The 22209-nt window shown below is 65.3% G+C and carries 22 protein-coding genes, 1 tRNA gene and 1 pseudogene; 10 read left to right on the top strand and 14 right to left on the bottom strand.

All coding sequences use genetic code 11. The annotated features are described in order from the left end of the window. Window positions 1-414: 414 nt before the first annotated feature. The 3 genes from ORI60_RS39560 to ORI60_RS39570 all read left to right on the top strand — a co-directional run bounded on the left by ORI60_RS39560 (window position 415) and on the right by ORI60_RS39570 (window position 4259). A complete protein-coding gene (locus ORI60_RS39560) occupies window positions 415-1986 on the top strand; it encodes a helix-turn-helix domain-containing protein (RefSeq protein ID WP_266043137.1) in 1572 nt (523 codons plus the stop codon). A 231-nt stretch (window positions 1987-2217) separates the two neighbouring features. Next, window positions 2218-3687, top strand: coding sequence for a reverse transcriptase domain-containing protein (locus ORI60_RS39565; RefSeq protein WP_266043165.1), 1470 nt, complete (start codon window positions 2218-2220; stop codon window positions 3685-3687). A gap of 5 nt (window positions 3688-3692) precedes the next feature. Then, window positions 3693-4259, top strand: a complete 567-nt coding sequence (locus ORI60_RS39570) for a hypothetical protein (RefSeq protein ID WP_266043138.1) — start codon at window positions 3693-3695, stop codon at window positions 4257-4259. 265 nt (window positions 4260-4524) lie between these two features. Here ORI60_RS39570 and ORI60_RS39575 read toward each other — a convergent pair whose 3' ends face one another. After that, complete coding sequence (locus ORI60_RS39575) at window positions 4525-4719, bottom strand: DUF397 domain-containing protein (RefSeq protein ID WP_266043139.1); 195 nt, start codon at window positions 4717-4719, stop codon at window positions 4525-4527. Next, window positions 4706-5584 carry a DUF5753 domain-containing protein gene (locus ORI60_RS39580; RefSeq protein ID WP_266043140.1) on the bottom strand — a complete coding sequence of 293 codons (879 nt, stop codon included), beginning with the start codon at window positions 5582-5584 and terminating at the stop codon, window positions 4706-4708. The genes ORI60_RS39575 and ORI60_RS39580 overlap by 14 nt, the downstream gene beginning before the upstream one ends. An 843-nt stretch (window positions 5585-6427) precedes the next feature. Here ORI60_RS39580 and ORI60_RS39585 point away from each other — a divergent pair. From ORI60_RS39585 to ORI60_RS44810, 4 genes and pseudogenes are all read left to right on the top strand, one after another. Next, a complete protein-coding gene (locus ORI60_RS39585) occupies window positions 6428-7351 on the top strand; it encodes a Scr1 family TA system antitoxin-like transcriptional regulator (RefSeq protein ID WP_266043141.1) in 924 nt (307 codons plus the stop codon). 104 nt (window positions 7352-7455) lie between these two features. After that, window positions 7456-8196, top strand: coding sequence for a DUF5753 domain-containing protein (locus ORI60_RS39590; protein WP_266043142.1), 741 nt, complete (start codon window positions 7456-7458; stop codon window positions 8194-8196). A gap of 379 nt (window positions 8197-8575) precedes the next feature. Next, complete coding sequence (locus tag ORI60_RS39595) at window positions 8576-9697, top strand: replication-relaxation family protein (RefSeq protein ID WP_266043143.1); 1122 nt, start codon at window positions 8576-8578, stop codon at window positions 9695-9697. Window positions 9698-9945: 248 nt separating this feature from the next. Next, a pseudogene (locus tag ORI60_RS44810) lies at window positions 9946-10692 on the top strand (recombinase family protein); the annotation flags it as partial. 848 nt (window positions 10693-11540) lie between these two features. Here ORI60_RS44810 and ORI60_RS39605 read toward each other — a convergent pair. The 12 genes from ORI60_RS39605 to ORI60_RS39660 all read right to left on the bottom strand — a co-directional run bounded on the left by ORI60_RS39605 (window position 11541) and on the right by ORI60_RS39660 (window position 19726). Then, a tRNA-Leu gene (locus ORI60_RS39605) sits at window positions 11541-11617 on the bottom strand. A 118-nt stretch (window positions 11618-11735) separates the two neighbouring features. After that, window positions 11736-12842, bottom strand: coding sequence for an ATP-grasp domain-containing protein (locus tag ORI60_RS39610; protein WP_266043145.1), 1107 nt, complete (start codon window positions 12840-12842; stop codon window positions 11736-11738). Next, window positions 12839-12961: a hypothetical protein gene (locus tag ORI60_RS39615; protein ID WP_256238980.1), complete on the bottom strand. Its 123-nt coding sequence runs from the start codon at window positions 12959-12961 to the stop codon at window positions 12839-12841. The genes ORI60_RS39610 and ORI60_RS39615 overlap by 4 nt, the downstream gene beginning before the upstream one ends. A 199-nt stretch (window positions 12962-13160) precedes the next feature. Beyond that, window positions 13161-14486 carry an NAD(P)/FAD-dependent oxidoreductase gene (locus ORI60_RS39620; RefSeq protein ID WP_266043146.1) on the bottom strand — a complete coding sequence of 442 codons (1326 nt, stop codon included), beginning with the start codon at window positions 14484-14486 and terminating at the stop codon, window positions 13161-13163. 142 nt (window positions 14487-14628) lie between these two features. Further along, window positions 14629-15090: a hypothetical protein gene (locus tag ORI60_RS39625; RefSeq protein ID WP_266043147.1), complete on the bottom strand. Its 462-nt coding sequence runs from the start codon at window positions 15088-15090 to the stop codon at window positions 14629-14631. Further along, complete coding sequence (locus ORI60_RS39630; protein WP_266043148.1) at window positions 15084-16313, bottom strand: DUF58 domain-containing protein; 1230 nt, start codon at window positions 16311-16313, stop codon at window positions 15084-15086. Before ORI60_RS39630 ends, ORI60_RS39625 begins: the two co-directional genes overlap by 7 nt. Continuing rightward, complete coding sequence (locus ORI60_RS39635) at window positions 16310-17251, bottom strand: AAA family ATPase (protein ID WP_266043149.1); 942 nt, start codon at window positions 17249-17251, stop codon at window positions 16310-16312. Before ORI60_RS39635 ends, ORI60_RS39630 begins: the two co-directional genes overlap by 4 nt. Continuing rightward, entirely contained in the window at window positions 17248-17598 is a 351-nt protein-coding gene (locus ORI60_RS39640; protein WP_266043150.1) for a hypothetical protein, read from the bottom strand. The genes ORI60_RS39635 and ORI60_RS39640 overlap by 4 nt, the downstream gene beginning before the upstream one ends. Continuing rightward, a complete protein-coding gene (locus tag ORI60_RS39645; RefSeq protein WP_266043151.1) occupies window positions 17595-18194 on the bottom strand; it encodes a DUF4129 domain-containing protein in 600 nt (199 codons plus the stop codon). The genes ORI60_RS39640 and ORI60_RS39645 overlap by 4 nt, the downstream gene beginning before the upstream one ends. A gap of 54 nt (window positions 18195-18248) precedes the next feature. Then, window positions 18249-18722, bottom strand: a complete 474-nt coding sequence (locus tag ORI60_RS39650) for an SMI1/KNR4 family protein (RefSeq protein ID WP_266043152.1) — start codon at window positions 18720-18722, stop codon at window positions 18249-18251. 19 nt (window positions 18723-18741) lie between these two features. Beyond that, window positions 18742-19098, bottom strand: a complete 357-nt coding sequence (locus ORI60_RS39655; RefSeq protein WP_266043153.1) for a CPCC family cysteine-rich protein — start codon at window positions 19096-19098, stop codon at window positions 18742-18744. Between the two features lie 10 nt (window positions 19099-19108). Next, on the bottom strand, window positions 19109-19726 hold the full coding sequence (locus tag ORI60_RS39660; protein WP_266043166.1) for a uracil-DNA glycosylase: 618 nt from the start codon (window positions 19724-19726) through the stop codon (window positions 19109-19111). 30 nt (window positions 19727-19756) lie between these two features. Here ORI60_RS39660 and ORI60_RS39665 point away from each other — a divergent pair, with 30 nt between their 5' ends. The 3 genes from ORI60_RS39665 to ORI60_RS39675 are packed head-to-tail and all read left to right on the top strand — an operon-like array spanning window position 19757 to window position 22199. Beyond that, complete coding sequence (locus tag ORI60_RS39665) at window positions 19757-21214, top strand: S10 family peptidase (protein ID WP_266043154.1); 1458 nt, start codon at window positions 19757-19759, stop codon at window positions 21212-21214. Then, complete coding sequence (locus ORI60_RS39670) at window positions 21211-21636, top strand: GNAT family N-acetyltransferase (protein ID WP_266043155.1); 426 nt, start codon at window positions 21211-21213, stop codon at window positions 21634-21636. Before ORI60_RS39665 ends, ORI60_RS39670 begins: the two co-directional genes overlap by 4 nt. Then, window positions 21633-22199 carry a chloramphenicol phosphotransferase CPT family protein gene (locus ORI60_RS39675; RefSeq protein ID WP_266043156.1) on the top strand — a complete coding sequence of 189 codons (567 nt, stop codon included), beginning with the start codon at window positions 21633-21635 and terminating at the stop codon, window positions 22197-22199. Before ORI60_RS39670 ends, ORI60_RS39675 begins: the two co-directional genes overlap by 4 nt. The last annotated feature ends 10 nt before the right edge of the window (window positions 22200-22209 follow it).

Genomic DNA, 22209 nt, shown 5'->3' on the forward strand with positions numbered 1-22209 from the left:
GGTCCCATTTTCCCGCAGCGGTATTACAGGTCTGACAGAGTCCAAAAACATACATACCGCCAGCAGACTTCCGACCCACCACCTGTGTCCGTAGCCCGTCTGCGGTCTTCACTCGAAGGTAATGCCGCTGAACGCCATGATCATTCCCTGCCGCCTGAGGTGGCACGTGGGTTCGACTTAGCTTCCCCTCAGCCCCGCACAGGCCGCAGGGTCCATCGTCTCCCTTTCGACGCAGCAGGCCGACGTCAGTGGGCACGTCCTTCTCCGCACGGTTGGCACGGTTTCGTGCCCCTTTACTCATAAGATGAGATTTTACCCCGATGACAACGATTCGCTAGTGATCCGACCGGGGGCTTGTCAAAATTCACTCGCTCCCGAGCCGCGTCAAGTCTAGGCTCCAGCCGACGTCCCCACGTGGAGGCGGAAGATCCTGGCGCGAAGGCGGTGTCCGAGGTGGCAGTAGTAGTCGAGCCGACCGTGACCGCAGAGAAACTGACGGCCTTGCTGGCTGAACAGTGCGAGCAGTTCTGCCTTGACTACAAGTCGACGCTCAACCTCGGCAAGGGGCATGTCGAGGATCTTGTCGAACTAGCCAAGGACGTCGCCGCGATGCAGTCGAACCCAGACGGCGGCTACATCGTGGTAGGCGCGGACGACCGAGGCAATATCATGCCCGGACCCTCCGGCGGGTTGACCGCAGAGCTAGCGAAGCACCTTGATGAAGCGACACTGCGACCAAAGCTGGAAAAATATCTCAGCGCGCCTGTGATCCATTCCGCCTGCCACGAGATCGGGCAGCACCTAGTGGGGCTCATTTACGTCGCGCCAGACCCGTACGGATGGTCTGTCATCCACACCACTGGGGTGTATCTGGATTCCAAGGGACGATCGAAGACGGTGTTCCGAAGTGGTGACGTACTGGTCCGGCATGGAACGAGTAGCGAGCGATGGAACGACAACGACCGCGACCGGCTCGTCAGGCAGATCGTCGCACGCAGCAAGGAGGCATGGCGTAAGGAAATCACCGAGGAATTTGCAGCCCACCTGGCGACGATGAGCACCGTCGGCCAACTCGCGAATGCCCCTACCTCGGCGATCGATTGGAAGCTCGATGCCGACACCTACGAACAGGTTCTCACCGAACTGCTTCGCCGAGAAGACGACATTCCCTTGCGTCACTTGCTGATCCGCACCCTTCAGGACGCTGCCGTTCTGCTCGCTTCCGATCAGGACGAGCTACGAAGATTGCTCGACCGGCTCACCACGTTTGCCGCACTCAGCATCGAGTACGAACGTGAAGCCTGGCTGGGCCGCGTTGTCGAGGTGCTGGTACGCATCTACGAACTCGGCTTCGATGAGTACGGACATGGTCGTGACAGCGACCCAATAGTGGTTCGGCTATGGCTCGACGTCACCACAAGGGTGTATGCGCTTGGCGCACTCGCGGTCCGTCGCCAGGCTTGGTTCACAGTCCGATACCTTGCAGTTCAGGAGCCACCCGGAGAAGCCAGAAGGCACTGGGGAACATGGCTGCGCCACGCTACCGTCATGGCGTTTCGGGCTCGAGTCTTCGAGACCGAGGAAAAGGCTGGCCTTCTCGCCCGCGCTCACAACGTGATCCGCGAGATGGGCGCCTTGCGCCCAGACGTTACCTCGGAGTCGCCGGCGGTTCTGAACAGCTTGTGCCAGTTCGATGTCTACGCGGCGTTGGCAGTCATCGGCGTCCGCGGCAAGGTCAGCCACGGCAACTTTTACACCCACTTTGCCCGGTACTACTCACCGCGCAGCACTCCAGCGTTCGAGACGATAGTGACCGATGCCAAGGTCCGAGCTGCGCTGTTCGACGGCGATGATCAACTACTTGCCGACGCGATCCGAGAGGTCGTCCGCATGGCGAGCAAGGAGTCCTTCTACTTCGACGGCTGGGACGGTCTGCAGTCTCCCGCGGTCGAGAGGTTCGTCCAAGTGCACGCCAGCTCGCGCTAGCTGGGGATGCGTCACATACTGCCGCCACACGGCGCATCGCAACGATCGATCGAATGAAGACCCTCTTTGATCATCGCTGCAGCCATCTGCCAACACGTCTCCGTTCGGCTTCTTCTGTAGCTTTCCCGTCCGGCCCTAGACATACTTACCCCTCCCCTACTGGCGAGACACAGCGAACCAGACGACTCGGGTGAGGAATCGATGGATCCAATCCAATCGTCAACATTGGACATGCTCCACTTCGAACAAGCAGCTACTGCGGAAGCAGAGGCCTGGCGGAATCTGCTACCTCCGGAACCTTGGCTAGAAACCGTCAAGAAGCACCCCGAGATTTTCGGAGAGTACGCTCGATTCCGACTTGAAACAGGTATAACTAATGCACCTTCCGTAGTATCGCGCGCTCGTAAACCCCACCAGCAGACTCGCCCCGTGCCTATACTTGGAATTCCGGAAAGGATTACTTATCGAGCCCTATGTCACGAGATTCTCGATGGCATATCTCCTTCCGATCGATCGCAGGAGGCCTATAAGTCTTTTATCTCAGGGCCGCTAAGGTCAGCATTCGATGGAAAACGTACTATGCAGCTCGAAAGTGCGCGAATTCAATACGTCATAGAGTCGGACATCGCCGCATTCTACGAGTACGTCGACCACTCGCGTTTATTAAGCGAAGTGCAGCTTCGCACGTTCAAGGTTGACCTACCACGACTTCTAATAGGGCTGCTGGAAGAAATACAAGGACGCCCATTTGGATTGCCACAGTTGCTCGATCCTTCCGATGAACTATCAGAAATCTACGCTCGCATCATCGAGCGCGAACTGCGCCGACGCGGGATTGAAGTATGGCGTTACAACGATGACTTTCGAATCGCCGCAGCTACCTACGAGGAAGCCCAAGCGCACGTAGAGGCCCTAGCACATGAAGCTAGCGCAGTCGGGCTTATCTTGAATGAGCGAAAGACTCGAATCACTAAGTTCAGCACCTACTTCTGGAAAAACTGGATAGAGTCTCCAAGCGAGGGCGACATCGAGTTCAAGCCGGAGTTGGTCAAGATTTCGAATGATTACGGCGATTTGGAGGACGACGAACTCACAGCGGTTGGCCACAAGACTTTCGAGAAGCTCGATTTAGAACCTGGCGAGCGCGGATACTTGGACCTTTCCAATCTCACGCCAGACGAGAATCACGAGCTCAGCCGCGCAATCGGAATCCTTACCAAGCAATCTGACTCGTTCGGGCTTGCTCACATCGCAAGGCTATTCGAGTACGCGCCTTTCTTAAGCCATCGACTAGGCATGTATATGATAGCGCTTCACGAAGCCGGAACAGACATAGGCCCAACCTGGGACAAACTGATTACTCGAACAGACTTTTTCAATGCATGGCAGCGACTCTGGCTGGTGCATGTTGCGCGTGTGTGCAAGCTTCTTAGCGCGCGAGTACGTCGCGGATGGGTTAAACGTCAACGAACAGACGTCGATCCACTACTTAAGGCTGAAGCAACACTCACTCTTGCCCCCTACAAGTTAGTGAATTTCGACGAGATCGATCGCGCGATTAGGACCGAACCTGAAGCACTAATCGCCTGGTACGCCTTGGCGGCAAAGTCCATCCCTAACGTCAATCAGCAGAGGATCGCAGCCCTAAAGGAAGGAAATAAGCTGGTCGAACTGTTACTATATCGCACACCAAAGAAGTAGGCCTAATGAATACCATTGATCCAAAATGGTCCATAACGGACGACGCGCTCTCCCTTATTCTTCACGCCCAGAGTGGCCTCATCAAAGCCGGATATGCGGCAAACCAGGATGCAATCCTGATGCAGGTCGGCAAACTTGGAGGTGAGATGGCGAGCGCACTTGTGCGTCGCGAGACCGCAGTTCTTCGTCTCATATCGACAGTTGAGGCCTACGCAAACGCTGCTTCCGAATTCTTCTTTTTCTCACAGGGACTTCCTGCACCGAAAATGCCTTTCACCTGGCCGGCGCGAATTAGACACTACGCAAATGAACACTCTATCGACCTTGAAGCGTGCGACAGCTGGAAGCAAGTTAAGGCAGGCATCGATCTACGCAATTGCCTTGCCCACGGCCTAGGCAACCTCACCGATCTGCTGACGGCAGACCAAGCGCTTGGAAGTCAAATGAAGCATATCGACGTCAACATCGGAGGCAACAGGATGCATACAACGAACGCAACCGTCCCAAAACTCAGCCAGGGCTGTCGCCAGTTTGTTCTTTGGCTAGAAGAGCAGCTTGTCAGCCAGATCTAGCGAATGACTAAACTCTCGCGCTTTTTGCATTTAGCGAGATAGTCGTCGTCTGCCGGAAGGCAGGAAGACACGCCAAACGGGTTACTCCGCGCCACTTCGCACGCGAATTCTTGCCTTTCTTGAAATAGCGGCTGCGAGAAAATTGTCGAACAGCGCCCTGGGCACCAATCGCTCACTCCGCAGAAACTAACGACTCTCACAGCTAGCGACGTCGAGCAGAGACGTCACACGTCTACTTGCGCAGCAACTAGCGTTGCGCGCCAACTCAAGGTTTGAATCCATCGGATTTGGCGTGCGCAAGGAAGCAAGTCCACACATGCGCCGTGATGGTAACGGATATGCCCGCAGGATCTTTGCTATCCCGCACTGCGGTCTCAGCTTCGCCGACGGCGAGCTCAACGCAGTTGTTGTCGGGTGCGGTGTAGCTGGACTTGCGCCACGTCTTCTCAGGGTTCGTCATGTCGCTGGAGTCTCTCCTTGAAGAGTTCAGCCTGGTCGCGGATGATCTTGAGCGACTCTTCGGGCGTGAAGGCCAGCTTCTCCGCGATCTCGTTGAACGACTTGCGGAACTTGTCTACGTCAACGTCATTCTCCACCCACCGACCACCTCCCCTGGTCTCCAGGTAGACGACGTCAGGGAAGTCCTCGTCGTCGAAGCTCAGGATGGTCACGCCGTCGATGGCGTAGGCGCCGGCGGCCTCGCCGATCACCTGGATCGTCACGTTCAGGAGAGCCGCGGACGCCTGCAAGTGGAGCATCTGCGCGTACATGGCGGCCGGGCCGCCAACTGCGCGGCGGAGAGCTGCGATATCGATCAGGAAGTGCGCTTGCAGCGGAGCGTCGCCGTGCAGCCGCATCTGGCGGCTTTGCCGGGCGGCGACGGTGCGGTTAGCGGGAACCTTCGGGTTGACGAAGAGGTGCGCCGCCTCGCGGAGAGCGAGCGTGTACTCCGGGACCTGCAGCATGCCTGGGATCCAGACCGCTTCCACCTGCTTCAGTTTTGAGGCGTCAGCTTCGGCACGGGCGTATGAGCGCGCCGCCTGGTTGTACGCGGCTGGGTGTTGGACGCGCGTGCTGTCCTGCTTAGCGTCTTCCCAGTACTCGGTTGCCTTGCGCCGGCGGTCTTCGTCCGCTTCTACGAGGTCGAGGGACAGGCCGAGGTCGGCCCAGCCGAGGAGGTTCGTGCCGTTCAGACACTTCGAGAGGTGCGCCTCGGTCTTGCGGAGTTCGCTCGCCAGGTAGCTGAGGTCCTTGCCCGCGTCCTTGCGCAGCTGATCGAGCAGGCGGCCCAGCTTGGACTTCCTGTACGTCTTGTCGCTCGGCACCCGGTTGCCTCCTCGCGCTGCGGAACTCGTGATCACCCTAGTCACGCGCAGGTCAGGGCAGGTTCACACGTTCCGGTTATCGCATCAGGGGTTAATTAACCCCTAATATAGTCGCTGTCGGCGGGATCCTTGGCCCCTTGTGGGAGCTGGTCTGGACGGGCGTGTCTGGGCTGGTAGCGCGCCACGCCCAATGGTTCCGTCGGCCCCAGGTCGGTCTGACGGAGGGTTCTGGCGATGGAGCGTGTTGAGGATGTTGTTCCTGTCGTTGTGAACCTGACGTGGGCGCAGACCGCGGTGCTTTCGCGCGCTGCCGTGGTGGTCACTTCTGCCTTGGATTGCAGGGAGGCCAATGCTGCGGAGCAAGGGCTTCTGGTGTTCCGCCAAGCGGTTGCGCGTGCTTTCGCCAGCGACAGGACGTCGGAACCGGCCGAGCAGCCTCGGCCTTCCTGTCTCCGAGCCAGCTAGCCGAAGGGCGTGCTGCCATGGGCAACCTGATCTTGTTTACCGAGCTGCGTCAGCGGCTTGTCGAGCATTTGGATCTAGTGTCGCGGATCGCTGCTGACGGTGATGGTGCGTCCGCGTTGTCCATGGCACGGCACGAAATTCCGCGGTTGGTGGCCGCGTTGCGTGTGTTCGTCGACGAGCACCAGCCGGACGAGAACGGCTGGTGCAGGAAGTGTCGCGGCGGACCCGCTTGGCGGAGAGTGCCGGCGCCTTGCCGGATGTTGCTCGACGTTCATCTTGCCGCCCAGGCAGCGACTGCGACGACGCACGAGCGCACGCATTGGCAGCCGAAGAGGCATCGGGCGCGAAGCCCACGGATCAAGAACAGGCTGATGGGACATGGCGCTACAACTGGTCAACGGGAGAGCAAGTCTGGAGGTCCGCGCCTTGAGCCGGACTGTGCTGGGCTGGCGTACGAGGCGCGACTGGTCGCTCTTGGAGTTGGGTGCTCGGGTTGGCTTCTCCACCGCGAAGTTGTCGCACCTCTGTCGAGCCGCCCAACGCATGTCTCCTAGTGAAGTCGTCCTGGTCGGAGCTGCGTGCGGTGCATTCGATGACGAAGTTGAACTGTGCATGCGGGTTGCGCAGCGAGCCGTTGATCCCCAGATGTGGGATCGGATCAACGGCGACGCTTGGGCTCGGCTGACATGGACACCGTGGGACGTTCTGGCCGAGGCGAGTGAACTGGTGATTGTGGCGGCGGAAACGCTGCCTGAGCTTGTGCGGACCAGCGGCTACCACGCCGCCCTTGTGGAGTCCGGTGCAGCGGCGAATGACATCGATCTTGCGAACCAGCAAGAGGCTCTCAGCCGCTTGAGAGTGGGCACCAAGCAGGCCGAGAAGCTGCGGCGGCTGAACGTTCGACTGATCGTGACAGAGCAGGTGCTCAACGGCGGCGTTGGCGATTCGAGAGTGATAGCGGACCAGATGGAGCACCTGGAGGAGCTGGGCGGACTGCCTGGCTTTGAGCTTCGCCTCGTGGATGGCGATGTCGGCCCCTACTTCGGCATGGGCGTGTTCTTCACCTTGATGCGGTTCGTGGAGAAGCGGTTTGACGACGTCGTTCTCCTGCACACGCTGCACGGTGGCAGCACCTGGCTTGAGTCCGCTGCCGAGCGCGCTCCCTACGAACGAGTCCTTGTCGCGCTCCGCGATGTCGTGCGCACCGAGGAGCTGTCCTTGCTCTGGTTGAACGAGGCCTCGCTGCGGCTTCGGGATCCGGCACGGCGCTTGCAGCTGGTTACCGATCAGGCGAGGAGCTAGGTATGCCGAAGAGGATCTCCACCGCGCGTGGCCGTGAGCTGGGTGCTGGCATACGGGCGGCCATCGCAGGAGCTGGCATGACCTCGCGAGGGGCCGCTGAGGTCATGGACTGGGACGAGGCCAAGGTCTCGGACGTGGTGAACGGCAAGGGTGGCGCCAACCTCGTTGAGATCGCTGCGCTACTCGGTGCCTGCCGGGTCCAGTCGGATGAGCGCGCTCATCTTCTGGCCCTGCACAGTGAGACGGCTGTTGTCGGCTGGTGGCAGCAGCACGGAGTGTGTTCGCCTATCGAGCTTCGTACTGTCGTTGAGAACCTGGCGGTGGCGGAGACGCTCACCTGCTGGCACACGCACGCGGTGCCGTTGTTCCTGCAGACGGCCGACTACATGCGCGAGGCATTGCGCGCATCGGCCACGTCGCCGGCGGATGAGCTGGAAGACCGAGTTCAGGCGGGCCTTGCGATGCAGCGACTGCCTCGACGAGGCGCCACATGCACGTACTTCATTCACGAGTTGGCGCTGCAACTTCAGGTTGGCGGTGCGGAGGTGCAGGCTGGGCAGCTGCTGCATCTCATGTTCATGGCGAACCGCCCGAACGTCGAGATCCGGATCCTGCCGGTCGCCCGAGGTGCGCACGCAGGGCTGGCGGGGCCGTTCACCCTGCTGACGTTTCCGAAGTACGAACCGCTGGTTTGGGTTGGCGCCGAGAACTCCACTCTGCTTGCCGAGTCGAGAGATGCGGTCGCGGGTTACGAAGCTGTCGTTCGCGCGCTGGATGCGGAGAGCCTCGACGAGGCCGAGTCCAAGGAGCTGCTTCTCCGCCTGCATGACGTGACGAAGCCATAACGATCGACGACCGCGTGTCCTATTAGGCCCAGAAATCCGGAGTTCAGGGGTGCTTGAGCGACCACCGCTTGAGCAGCTCCGAAGGGAGAGGCCGATGGACAGCAGCGCGGGTTGGCCAGCGCCTGGTCCGGCACATGGGGAGGCGGATGTCCGGCGTTCTGAATCCGCTGGTCCAACCGCCGAGACGCGAAGTCACATCACCGCACGTCAGCAGTGGTATCGAGGAGAGCAGCCCAAAAGCCGACTGAGGAGTGACAGCAAAGGAACTCCCCACATTCGTGGACGGCGAGGCGGCCGAGTCGGCGAGCCGGATGCGGCCCTGTGGTTCCGGCTCGTCGAGCGGGATCGACGGATACTCGCCCTCCTGCACGAGCACAAGGTGCTCACCACCAACCAGATCGCGGCTATCGAGTTCTCGTCGATACGACGTGCTCAGGATCGTCTGCGACAGCTGCGTGAGCTGGGCGTGGTGTTCGCGTTCCGCGACTCGTACAGCACCGGCGGCACGAGTCAGACGCGGTATGCACTCGGTTACCGCGGTGCGCGGGTGGTCGCTGCACAGCGCGGGGAGAAGCCGCCGGTGGCCAGTGCGTACGCGGACCGGCTGGAGCGACTGGGATTGTGGCCGAAGCTGTCGCATCAGCTCGGCGTCAACGACTTCTTCTGTGGGCTGGCGGCGTATGCCCGTACTCGCCCGGATGCCGCCCTCACCCAATGGTGGCCGGAGAAGGCGTGCACCGAGTTTTTCTGGCACGGGGACATCAAGCTCAGGCCCGATGCTTACGGCTGTTGGGACGAGCAGGGACGCCGGGTGCGGTTCTTCCTGGAACACGACACCGGTACCGAACCGCTGTCCAAGGTGGTGAGCAAGCTCGGTGACTACAGCCGTTTCGGCACCGACGTGTTCGGCGTTCTGCTGTTCTCGGTTCACTCATCGCTGCGAGAACGGAACCTTCGCTCGGCGATGCGACAACAGCTCGGCTATGAGAAGCCCGGTTTCGTCATCGCGACCGCGTCTCGTGATCACGGCCATCCTGATGGGCCTGCTGGGCCGATCTGGGCAGTGTGGTCCTTCCAAGACCAGGTTCAGGAACGGCGGCGGCTGGCGGAGCTGCCGCAACGCGGCCCGCGCATCGCACAGCACGTATCCCCCCGCTGGGCTCCCGTTCAGCGAAGCGGCATGGGATCCCCACGACACCACCATGACCGGACAGGTCACGGGAGACGAGAGGCGATGGGAATGAACATTGTTCCACTGCCTCAGAAACCACCCGTTGGTGACACAAAACCCTTGCGTGACAACGGTTCTGAACACAATGAGTGGCACTACAATCGGATAGGAAACCGCACGAAGAGCTGGGATTTCTCCGGCCACGTGCGTTATGTCAGCGGCGCCGAAGGCGATCGTCTGCGCGGCGAACTGGCCGCCGTGATCAGAGACCTCCTCGACTGGGCTGCCACCCAGCACGCCGAACAGGTCGATGATCAGGAGGCTGCCTGATGAGCCAACCGCGAACGCACACCGTGCCGTCTGGACCATCCGGTCTGTCGGACTACGCGGTCTCTCCACTCGGCATGCCGGTTGCATTGCTGCGCAACGAAGTTCGCGTGGCGTTTCTGGGGCGCACGTCCACCGATGACCAGCAGGATCCGCGGCAGTCCATGCTGCGGCAGCTCGGCAACTGCAAGGCGTCCATCCCAGAGTCGTGGGTGATCGTGGCGCATTTCTACGACGTCGAATCCGGCCGCATGGAGTTGGACCAACGTGGGCGCGGCGAGAACTACGAGCGCTACGACATCCCGATCGCTCGCGATGGCGGTGTCACCGACCTGCTCGACGAGTCGGCGCACAAGGGTCGCAGGTTCGATGTCGTGATCTGCGAGAGCGTCTCGCGCGTGGCTCGGCGCACGTACGAAGGACTCTCAATCGAACGGGAGTTGGAACGGGTCGAAGTCCCACTGTTCGCCTCCAACGAGCCGATCACGCTGACCGGCAGCAGGGCGCAACGGATCCTGCAGCGGCGGATCAACCAGTCGGTGGCCGAGTACGAGGTGCTCAACACGCTGGAGCAGTCGTGGGGCGGGTTGTGCACGCATGTCCGCGAGGGTTGGAACATCGGCAAACCGCCGTACGGCTACAAGGCCAAGACGTACCGGCATCTCAACCCCACAAAGGCTGCCAAGGGGCAGACCAAGACGCGGCTGGAACCGGACGGCATCAAGGCCGAGACCGTCACTCAGATCGCGATGTGGCGCTACCACCAGGGGCTTGGCTACGGCACGATCGCCGACCTGCTCAACGCCGACCTGACCAAGTACCCGCCGCCTCAGCCACCCAGCAAGGCGCGTGCCCGAGGCGCTTGGAGCAAGTCCAGCGTCTGCGACCTCTTGAGGAACCCGAAGTACACCGGCTTCCAGGTGTTCAACCGGCGCGCTACGCGGTCGAAGCGCGGGAAGGTCAACTCGCCCGTCCTCTGGGTGTGGTCGCCTGAGCCGGTCCACGAGCCACTGATTCCGAAGTGGATGTTCGACGAGATGGCCGCGACGAGGAAGGCCCGACAAGGCTCGCGCGACGACGACGCGAGCGTGCACTCCACCGCCACACGTACATACCTGCTGCGCGGCATGGTGTTCGACGCGTGCGGCCGGCGGATGTACGGCAGCTTCCGCAACCAGCGCGTCTACTACATGTGCTCGGCGCGCAGTAACAACCGCGGGCGGCCTGACAGGTACTCCGACCATGCCGAGGTGGTCTACGTCCGCGAGGACGCGATCATGGACGGCGTTACGGCCTTCTTCACGGATCGTGTGTTCGGTCCGGAGCGTCGTGCGCTGCTCGAAGCCGATCTAGCGGCCGTCGACGATCGCGAGACCCAGCAGCGGCGCGCTGAAGCCGAGCGGGTTGAACGAGCTCTTGCCGACATCGAACGGCGGCAGGCGGCGATCCTCCGTCAGGCGCAGGACGGCGACGACGCGTTCAGCCGTGGACTGCGGCAGACCTACAACGAACTGGACGAGCAGCGGCGGTCGCTCGTGACGAAGGACACAGTGATTGGTACACCAGTGCCAATCGGCCCGAAAACCGAGGACATCGCACTGCTCGATGCGCTTCCGCGCCTGGTCATGAACCTGAGCAAGGCTCCTGACCTGCTGCTACGACGCCTGTTCAAGGTCACCCAACTCGGCGTCCGCCTGAACGATGATCATGATCAACTTCTGATTACTCTCCGGCTCCCCTCCGCGCATCTTTCGGAGGTAGCGGATACCGCCGAACGGATCGCCGAAGCGGTGGCCGCGAAGGGTGACACGCCTGATCAGGCACCTGATCCTTATGCGGATCTAGTTGGTGCCCCCGACGGGATTCGAACCCGTACTGTGATCCTTTTAAGGGACCTGCCTCTACCGATTGGGCTACGGGGGCGCGGTGAGCCTAGGCGTTGATCGTCGGCTTGTGTGAGCGGATGGTCGTTTCTCGCCCGAGCGGCCCAGTGAATTGGACTAGAGCGAGCATCCGGCTAAGCGTCGAACGGACCCGAACATCAGCGTGCCCTTCCGGCGCCGAGCAGTTCCTTGAAGCGCAGCGCGACCCAGTCGTGCACGGCCGTGGAGACGCTGTTGTCGCCTGCCCTGTGCTCGAACCAGCGCCAGTCGCAGTTGACGTTGATCTCCAGGAACACGTGGTCACCACCGCCGGTCACGAGCAGGTCGAACGCCGCCACCTGGACGCGCCAGTGCCGGGCCAGCGCCAGGAGTTTGTCCGAGAGGGACGCGGGGACCGTGGTGGGCGTGACGCGGACCGCGTCGGGATCCACCCAGAGTTGGGCCGGGTCCAGCTTGTCGACCTGGTAGGCCAGGCACTGCTCGCCCACGACGAACACTCGGAGCTCGGTCTCGGACGGCACGTACTCCTGGACGATCACCGGTGCCGGTTCGGGGGCGTCGGAGGCGCGGGAGGTTTCCAGCGGGCGCGGGAACAGGCCGTGTTGCACGCCTGGGCGTGGTTCCAGGAGGTGCCTGCCCGCCGTTTTGACGATGCAGGCGCCGCCGCCTGGGCGCGTGCGGCCTGGACGGGTTGTCACGGCCGTGCGCGGTACGCGCAAGCCGAACGCGGACGCGTCGGAAAGCTGCGTCAGGCGGTCCAGGTGCGTCGAGAAGCGCGACGGGTTCACATGAGCCCAGTCGGAGCGTGAGGACAGCCAGTTGGCCACTGAGGCCCATTGGTCGACCGCGTAGGCGCCGGCGAGGGTTCCTGGTTCCACGGGGACCGCGGAGAGCTCGAAGTGGCGGCGCCACACCAGCAGGGGGCGCAGGAGCCAGCGGTCCAGCTCGATCAACGGCTGGTCGGTGTAGACCGAGAGCGGGATGTCCACGCAGCGGTCGGCGTCGATCCTCGCCATCCGGATGCCGCGTTCGGCCAGGGCGATGGAGAGCTCGTTCATCTCCATGTCGGCGGCGCGGGCCAGCACGAGCACGCAGGGTTCGGGATTGCCGTCGCCCTCGTCGACCATGCCGAGGCGGTGGACCTGTTCCTGGAAGTCCAGGCACTTGGGCGGTGAGCGGAAGAGGTATTCCTGACCCTGGAGCAGAAGGGGTCTGGCAGCCTCGGACGGGGCACCTGGCACCCGCCCGTCAGCCGACCTGCTCAATCGTCCTTCTTGCTGCGGAAAACTTGCCCCGCCTGCGCGTACTCTGCGGCGTACTGCGCCAACGCGGGGTCCTCGATCTCGCCGCGACGAAGCTGTGCGGCCAGCTCCTCGAGAGACATCGGGATCACCTCTTTCCCCACATGGCGAATCACGCATTCAGGTGATGCACCAGCCGTAGTCTCCGAAACACGTAACGCAATGTCAAGGCGACCCTCGGAGCTTACTCCGATTGGGCGCTCAAGTTCCGCCCTGAGGTCAGACGAGTGCCCCGAACGAGAAGATCGTCCGGGGCACGACGTCACTTACAGACAGTGAAGGTCAGCTTTGCACTGCGCGGTCGAAGTCCGACTTCGGGTCGTTGATCTGGCCCAGGGCCACGATCTCGCGGCCGTAGAACAGCGCCTGCGTCCAGTCCATCAGCACGCGGAGCTTGCGGTTCACGGTCGGCATGAACGCCACGTGGTAGCTGCGGTGCATGAACCACGCGGGCAGGCCCTTGAAGCGCAGGCCGAACACGTCGGCGACGCCCTTGTAGAGGCCGAGGCCCGCGACCGAGCCGAGGTACTTGTGGAAGTAGTCCTTCGGCTGCTGGCCGCGCAGCGACGCGACGATGTTCTTCGACAGCAGCTTCGACTGACGGATGGCGTGCTGCGCGTTCGGCACGCACGTCGCCGTCGGGTCCTCCTCGGTGCGCGAGAGGTCCGGCACCGCGGAGCAGTCACCGGCGGCCCACACGCCTTCGAGGCCCTGGACCTGCATGGCGGCGGTGCAGCGGACGCGACCGCGCTCGTCGAGCGGGAGGTCCGTGTTGCGCAGCACCGGGTTCGCCTTCATGCCGGCGGTCCAGATGATCGTGTCCGAGTCGAACTCGGTGCCGTCGTCGAGGATGACGTGGCCGCCCTCGAGGGACTTCACGCGGGTGTCGAGGTAGATCTTCATGCCGCGCTTCTCCAGCGCCTCGACGGTCCACGCGCCGAGCTTGGCGGACACCTCGGGCATGATCCGCCCGGCGGCCTCGACCAGGACCCAGTTCATCTCTTCGGGCTTGATGCCCTCGTAGTACCGAAGCGCATACCGCGTCATGTCCTCGAGCTCGGCGAGCGTCTCGATGCCCGCGAAGCCACCACCGATGACGACGAAGCTGAGCAGCTTCTTGCGCAGGTCCGCGTTGTTCGTGCTCGCTGCCTGGTCCAGGCGCGACAGCACGTGGTTGCGGACGTAGATCGCCTCGCCGATCGTCTTCATGCCGATGCCGACCTCGGCCAGGCCGGGGATCGGAAGCGTGCGTGAGATCGCACCCAGCGCGGAGACGAGCACGTCGTACTCGATCTCCTCGACGTGACCGTCCGACAGCTCGGCGGTCACGATCTTGCGCGAGTGCTCGATCTTGGTGACGCGGCCGGTGACGACGTGGCAGCGCTTGAGCACCTTGCGCAGTGGAGCGACGACGTGGCGCGGCTCGATCGAGCCGGCCGCCGCCTCAGGCAGGAAGGGCTGGTAGGTCATGTGCGGCTGCGGGTCGATTACCGTCACGGACGCCTCACCGGAGCGCAGTTTCTTCTGCAGTCCGAGAGCCGTGTACATCCCGACGTACCCACCGCCGACAATGACAATCCGAGTGGGGTGCGACTTCACAGCAGCCATACACACATGGTCGCACCAGAACCCCCATTTTCGCGCGTCCGGAGGGGCCGTTGTGACTACCGTCGCCGGGTGATGCGGGACACGATCGGGGCTGACCTGCGCCTCCACCGTAAGTCGAGGCGTTCTGCCTGAGAGAGTCGATTCAGATCCTCAGCGCGACGACCCCGATGACGACCGTCAGAGCGCCCAGTCCGAGCACCTCCACGAGCCCGATGCCGGCACCTGACGGGACGACCGCGGCGAAGGCCGTGACGACAAATGTGATCGCTTGGACAATGGCGAACCGGCGTGCTGGTGCTTTCAGCGCAGCGGGCTCGATTTTCGTTTTCACCGGAACGACCGCCGCGAGCGCGGACGTCACGTGAATGAGGTGCAGCGCCGGAATCATGATCAGCACGCCGAGCCGCAACGGGTGCCCGTCGGCGAACGCCGTCGCCAGCGCCGCGTAGCCGATCAGCAACGCGGGCCCGGCGCTTCCCGGCATCAGCGCGGTGAGCGCCGTCAGCACGACGACGATCAGCAGCGGCGCGATCGTCGAGGACTCGAGGTGCAGGACCAGCGCCACGGGCAACGCCGCGAGCACGATCGCCAGACGCATCAGCACTCGCGCGTCACCGCCACCCCGTGCTCGGCCATGCGCCGCAGCCGCAGCCGGTGCTCCGCGGCGATCATCTCGGCCGCGACTTCGCCCCACGGCGTCTCCGCGTCGGGCACCAGCGGCATCGGCAGCGTGTTGATCGCCAGCACGACGTGCCCGTGCTTGCGCGTCTGCACGGCCAGCTCCGCGACGTCGTCGTCGAGGAACGGCGACAGCAGCACGACCACGCTCCCGTGCGGCAGCTTGCGCAACGCGACCCGCGACGACCACCCGGCGGCCTGCACGCACACGACGAGCTGCGTGCGGATGCGCATCAGGTGTCGCCGCCCGACACCGGAACGCACGTTGAGCTGCGGCCGCGACAGGTCCATCAACGCCACCCTGTCGCCCTGCCGCAGGTAGCCCGCGGCCATCGACGCCGCCTGCCGCACCGCCCGGTCCAGACTGCCGCCGGGCCGCGTCGTCGCGCCCTGGTGGGGAGAGGCCCAGTCCGCCACGTCCGCGCCGACGTCCGCGCGCGTGTCCAGGGCCAGCACGATCTCGGCGTCGGCCTCGGCGTGCCGCTCGCGGACGTGCACGGTGCCGGTGCGGGTCGTGACGCGCCAGTCGATGCGCTTGAGCCTGTCGCCCGGCTGGAACGCCCTGATGTCGCGCAGTTCGGTCGAGTCGCCGGCGCGGGGCGAGCGGTGGATGCCCACCAGCCCGGACGGCCGGGGCGGGAGCGGACCGGACGGGTGGTGCTCGACCGGCGGCAGGATCGTGCGGACGTGCTCGACCCCGACGATCGGCCCGTAGACGTGCATGCCGTCCGGTCCGGCGAACAGGTGGTCCAGCCGCAGGTCGACACCGGGACCCCAGGCGTCGCGCCTGATCTCGACCGGCAGGTCGGGCGAGTGCGCCGGCACCGCCCGAGCGCCGCCCGGCAGCTTGACCACCGCGATCTCCGCGTCCGCGCCGTCGAGGTGCGCGACGGTGTGCACGACGCCCAGGCCGGCCCCGCGCGGCACGGGACGGACGTCGACCGTCGGCGTACCACGCGGTTTGTGGGTGAGCAGCACGGACAGGACCAGCGGCACGCCGAACAGCACCAGTTCGACGTGGTGCAGGAACATCCCGCCGACGACGAGCCCGACGCCCAGCCAGACGGCGCGCGAGTACGCGTCCGTCGGGTGCCAGTGCGCGCCGTGCGACTGGGCGAACGCCTCCCTGATCTTGTCCGCTCTGCTCATGAGCTGGGCGGGCCCGGAACCTTGCCGAGCAGGTCGGTGACGACCTGCACCCCGTTCACGCCGGACGTCCACGTCTCGGGCTTCATCACGAGCCGGTGCGCCAGCACGGCGACAGCGCACTCCTTGACGTCCTCCGGGGTCACGTACGCGCGACCCTCCGAAGTGGCGAGCGCGCGGGCGACGAGCACCAGTCCCTGCGCGCCGCGGGGCGACGCGCCCACCTCGACCGAGGAGTGCTTGCGCGTGGCGACCGCCAGGTCGACGCAGTACCGCAGGAGATCGTCGTCCACTGTGGTCCGTTCGAGCTCGGCCTGCAGCTCGGCGAGCCTGCCGGGGGCGAGCACCGGTGCCACCTCGGCCTCCTCCCGCTGCCGCGCGAGCCGGCGGCGCAGGACCTCGACCTCCTCCTCCGGCGGCGGGTACCCGATGTCGAGCCGCACCAGGAACCGGTCGAGCTGCGCCTCGGGCAACGGGTAGGTGCCCTCGTACTCGACGGGGTTCGAGGTCGCGAGCACGTGGAACGGCCTGGGCAACGGGAACGTGCGCCCCTCGACCGTCACCTGCCGCTCCTGCATGGCCTCCAGCAGCGCGGACTGGGTCTTCGGCGGCGTGCGGTTGATCTCGTCGGCGAGCAGCAGCCCGGCGAACACCGGCCCCTGGTGGAACTCGAACTCGCGGCTGCCGGGGTCGTAGAGGAACGACCCGGTGACGTCCGCGGGCAGCAGGTCGGGCGTGCACTGCAGGCGCCGGAAGTCGAGGCTCAAAGCCTGCGCGAGCGACCGCGCGATCAGCGTCTTGCCCAGGCCCGGCACGTCCTCCAGCAGCACGTGCCCGCCCGCCAGCACGGCCGCGAGCGCGAGCCTCAGCGTGCGGGTGCGCCCGACGACGACCCGGCCGATCTCGTCCAGGACGGCCTTGGCCTCCAGCGTTATGGTCACTCGACCCTCCTGAGCCTTTCCGCGAGCTGCTTCGGATCCGGCATCTCGGACGCCTCGACCCCCAGTCGTGCGAGCCGGGCGCGGAACCGTTCCCGGTAGCGCCTCGGGTCCTCCGCCGCCTCGGCGAGCCTGCTCGCGAGCGTGCCGGCGATCGCGGTGCTGATCGAACCGGGCGGCGGAGGTGCCGAGCTCCAGACGATGTCGGTGGCGCGCGGCAGCCTGGTGACCAGCACGCCGAACGCGGTGGGCGGCACGGCCAGCGCCGCGGCCCACGCCGGTGAGGCGCCGAGCCACCAGATCACGACGCCGATGATCGCCCCGACGACCAGTGCGAGCGCGGTCTTCATGCGAGCTCCCGGACGATGCGGCTCAACTCTCGCTGCGCCTGTTCGGCCTGCGCGGCCGTCACGTCCTCGTGCCCGAACCGCGCGCGCTGGTAGAGGTCCTTGAGCACCACGGCGTCCACGCCGAGCTCCTCGGTGAACTCGGTGGGCGTCTGGTGCGGCAGGCGTTCCTCGGCGGCTTCGAGCGCGAGCCAGGCGGCGATCACGGCGTCGCGCGGCGGCCGGTTCGGGTGTTCGGTGAACTCCTGCAACGCCTTCTCGACGCGCTTCACGACCGCGGACTCCCCGATCTCGCCGCCCTCGACCTCCACACCGCGCACACCTCGGCGACGGCGCAGGCGGGGCAGCTCGAACGCCACGACGATCCCGACCAGTCCGAACAGGACGAGTCCGGCGAGCACCACCAGGTACGCGGTGAGCGGTATCGCGAACACCTCCGGCAGCTCGCTCGGCAGCGGGACGTCCATCCGCGGCGGGCTGTCCTGCGGCGGCGGGCGGTCGTCCAGGCGGTTGACGAACGTGACCGGCGACGTGCCGCCGGCCGCGACGACGACGATCAGCAACGCCGCCACCGCCACCCCCGCGCGCCACCACTTCATGGCGGTCAGCCTCGCACGCGTCCACGAGGTTCGGACGATCCTTCGGCCAACTCGCTAGTCGAACGACTCGGCGGGCACCAGGCCGTCGAGGAACGTCCGGAGGTCGGGGGCCAGCGGGAGCTCCCACTCGTCGTCGGCGTCGAGCCACACGACCGACGGCTCACCGGCCGGACCGCACTCGCGGTAGTCCAGGGCGATCCACCAGTGGCCGTCCCCGGTCAGCAGCACGACGGGCGACGGCAGCCCCCACTCCTCGACCAGGTAGGGCGTGTCGAGCAACGACGTCGTGCGCTCGGCCCTCCCGATGCCCATCAGGCTGTCGAACGGCGCGTGGTCCGGCGCCCACGAGGTCGGCTCGCTCGTCGGGAACGCGGACCGCTCGTCCACGACGCTGCCGCCGTTCTGCACGCGCAGCAGCTCCAGCAGCGCCTCGGGCAGCCGCACGCCCAGCAACGCCTCGGCCTCGCGGAGGGCGTCGTCGGTGAGCGGCGCCTGCATGCCGTAGCTGTCTTCGACCCAGAACTGCACGCGGCGCCTCCCAGGCAGATCAGACGGCCGGACCGGGAGGCACGTGCTCACCGCGAACGCCGCCATCCGCGACGTAGGCGGCACGCTCGTCGTCGAGGCTGACGGGGCCGTTCGGGCCGCCGCGGACGACAGAGCTGTCGTGGTCGTCCTGGCCGTCGTCCTCCCAGCCGCACTCGCGGCAGATCTCGCAGTTGGCACGCGTGGTCAGGGTCAGGTGGCCGCAGCACGGGCAGGTGTACGGGCCGCCGTCCGCCGACCCGTAGACGTTCTTCATGCTCAAGTACGAGCCGAACCACGCCAAGCCCACAGGTCGAGGCGCCTGTTCGGCCCGGCGCACCAGGCTCCAGCCTTCGCCTTCGACGACTTCGTCCCCCATGACGCGCATCCTAGGCAGAGGCCCGTTTCAGCACGTTCTGCAGCATCTCCTGGGTCAGCCTGCCGGTGTAGGTGTTGTGCGGCGACACGTGATAGCACCCGAACACCCGCAGCCCGCCCAGCTCGACTTCCACCCCGTGCCCGAACTTCGGCCGCTCGGGCCCGAGCAACGGCAGGAACGCCTTCCACCCGAACCCGCCGAGCACCACCACGGACCGCAGGTTCGGCATCAGCGAGATCTCCTCGCGCAGGAACGGCGAGCACCTGTCCCGTTCCTCGGCGGTCGGCTTGTTCTCCGGCGGCGCGCACCGTACGGGCGAGGCCATGCGCACCCCGTACAGCTCCATGCCGTCGTCCCGGGACCACGCGGTGGGCTGCGAGGCGAGGCCCACCTCGTACAGCGCCCGGTAGAGGAAGTCGCCCGAGGCGTCGCCTGTGAACATCCGTCCCGTCCGGTTGCCGCCGTGCGCGGCGGGTGCGAGGCCCACGATGAGCAGCGAGGCGTCCATCGGGCCGAAGCCGGGGACGGGTTTGCCCCAGTAGTCCCAATCCTTGAACGCCGCGCGCTTCACCGACGCCGCGGTCTCGCGCCACGCGACCAGGCGCGGGCACGCTCGGCAGGCCGTTATTCGATCGTCGAGTTCCGTAGTGTTGCTCCCATGTCCGAGGAGAAGACCGAAGAGAAGCCCGCGTCTCCCGCTGATGATCTGGTCACCACCCAGCACAGCATCACCGTCAAGGGCCGCGAGCTGAACTACACCGCCACCACCGGGCGGATCGTGCTCAAGGAAGAAGTGCTCAAGGACGGCGTGTTCGAGGGCCACAAGCCCAAGGCCGAGGTGTTCGTGACCACCTACACGCTCGACGGCGCGGACCCGCTGAAGCGGCCCGTGACGTTCGCGTTCAACGGCGGACCGGGCTCCGCGAGCGTGTGGCTGCACATGGGGCTCCTCGGGCCGCGCCGGGTCCTCAGCGGCGACGTCGGCGACCTCACCGCCCCGCCGTACGGCATCGCGGACAACGAGGAGAGCCTGCTCGCCGAGAGCGACCTGGTGTTCATCGACCCGGTGTCGACCGGGTACTCCCGGGCCGCGGAGGGCGAGAAGCCCGGCAACTACCACGGCTACCAGCCCGACATCGAGTCCATCGCCGAGATCATCCGGCTCTGGACGTCGCGCAACGGCCGCTGGATGTCGCCGAAGTTCCTCTGCGGCGAGTCGTACGGCACGCTCCGCGCGGCTGGTCTGGCCGAGCACCTTCAGAAGAAGTACGGCATGTACCTCAACGGGCTCATGCTGATCTCCTCGGTGCTGGACTTCGCGACGCTGGAGTTCAACGAGGGCCACGACCTCGCCTACACGCTCTTCCTGCCGACGTACGCGGCCATCGCCAACTACCACGGCCTGCACGGCGACCGCCCGCTCAAGGAGGTGCTCGCCGAGGCCGAGGAGTTCGCGGTCCGCGACTACCCCTACGCCCTCGCCCGCGGCAACCGGCTCACCGACGTCGAGCGCGCCGCGACGATCGAGAAGCTCGCCCGGCTCACCGGCCTGTCCGAGGAGTACGTGGACGCGGTCGACCTGCGCATCGAGCACATCCGGTTCTTCACCGAACTGCTCCGCCGCGACCGCAAGACCGTCGGCCGCATCGACGCCCGCTTCACCGGCTGGGACACCGACTACGGCCGCGAGGGCATCTCCGCGGACCCGTCCATCGACGCGATCCTCGGCCCGTACTCGGCGGTGCTCAACCACTACGTGCACGCCGAGCTCGGCTACTCGAGCGACCTGCCGTACGAGGTGCTCGCGAGGGTCATCGAGCAGTGGTCGTACAAGGAGTTCGAGGGCCGCCACGTCACGACGGCGGGCAAGCTCTCGGCGGCGATGCGGGCGAACCCGCACCTGAAGGTCCACGTCGCGTTCGGCTGGTACGACGGCGCCACGCCGTACTTCGCCGCCGAGCACCTCATCGCGCACCTGCAGATCCCGAAGGAGCTCACGGGCAACATCGAGTCGGCCTACTACCCGGCCGGCCACATGATGTACGTCCACGAGCCCAGCAGGATCCAGCAGTCCGAGGACCTGGCGGCGTTCGTCCGGAACTCGTCCAACACGTGATCCTCGACCTGTCCGACGACACCGTCCTGAACGAGCTCTGGACGGTGCAGCGGCTGGCGTACGCCGTCGAGGCCGAGCTCATCGGCTTCGACGGCATCCCGCCGCTGCACGAGTCGCTCGACGAGCTCCGCGCCTGCGACGAGACCTTCCTCGGCCTCTACGACGAGGAAGGTCTCGTCGGCGCGGTGTCCTACCGGCTCGACGGATCCACTGTGGACATCTGCCGGCTCGTCGTGCACCCGCGGGCACACCGCCGCGGCATCGCGTCGAAGCTTCTCGACGCGCTGCCGGACGGGCCTCAGGTCGTCAGCACCGGCACCGGGAACGAGCCCGCGCTCGCGCTGTACCGCAAACGCGGGTTCGTGGAGACCGGCACGCGCGAGGTCGCTCCGGGCGTGTCGCTCACGGACCTCAGCCGGTGATCATCTTTCTCAACGGGACGTCCAGCTCCGGCAAGTCGAGCATCGCCGAGCAGCTGTTGCGGGTGCTGGACGCCCCGTACTTCCACCTGGCCGCCGACGCCTTCGGCGCCATGCGCGCCGTCGAGCGGACGCTGGAGCTCGACGGCCCCGCGCAGGCCGAGGTCCTGCGCCGCACCAGGGCGGGCTTCCACCGGGCGGTGGCGGGCATGGCGCGAGCCGGCAACGACGTCGTGGTGGACCACGTCCTGAGCGAGCCGTGGCGCCTCCAGGACTGCCTGGAGGCGCTCGACGGCCTGGACGTGCTCTTCGTGGGCGTGCACTGCCCTCCGGACGAGCTGGAGAGGCGCGAACGGGCTCGGGGTGACCGGGTGCCGGGGCAGGCCGCCGCGCAGCTGCGGAGCGTCCACCAGCACGGGCTCTACGACTTCGAGGTCGACACGAGCACGCACAGCCCGCACGAGTGCGCGCTGGCGATCAAGGAGTTCCTCGGCCGGGTCTCGGGGACCAGGGCCTTCGACGAGTTGAGGGGCCGCACCCGCAGGCACGACCCCTCAACCAGCTAGCTGACTGCGA

This window comes from Lentzea sp. NEAU-D7 (assembly GCF_026242055.1).
Classification (GTDB): domain Bacteria; phylum Actinomycetota; class Actinomycetes; order Mycobacteriales; family Pseudonocardiaceae; genus Lentzea.